This window comes from Enterobacter sp. PTB (assembly GCF_051130085.1).
Taxonomy (GTDB): domain Bacteria; phylum Pseudomonadota; class Gammaproteobacteria; order Enterobacterales; family Enterobacteriaceae; genus Enterobacter; species Enterobacter ludwigii.
In genome coordinates, this window is record NZ_JBDKEE010000157.1 from 1 (window position 1) to 321 (window position 321).

1 pseudogene is annotated in these 321 nt (G+C 53.3%); it reads left to right on the forward strand.

Annotated elements, in window-relative coordinates:
* A pseudogene (locus AAIR21_RS28070) lies at positions 1-233 on the forward strand (hypothetical protein); the annotation flags it as partial.
* Between the last annotated feature and the right edge of the window lie 88 nt (positions 234-321).

Consider the following 321-nt stretch of genomic DNA (forward strand, 5'->3'; position numbering starts at 1 on the left):
TGGGCAGCGCGGGTTTGTTCGATATCAACCGCAAGGGGTTATCGCGAAAAGTCTGCGCCTGCGTAGCCAGGTGTAGTCGTGAAGGCGGATGGGCGCTGACGAACGGTAAGGCGGTCTTCCTCGTTAAGCCATCAGTACACCGTCAGGCCATCGTGACCACCATACCAATGGAAGAACACCCGCAGTCTGACAGTAAAGCTGCCAACAGAAAAACCAGAGCTCAGGGGTACTGATGAAAAGAACACCAGTGCAGTTATCTTTCGAAGAATTTATGCGTCAGCAATACGGCGACCGCTACGATCTGACGATAGACGACTACGG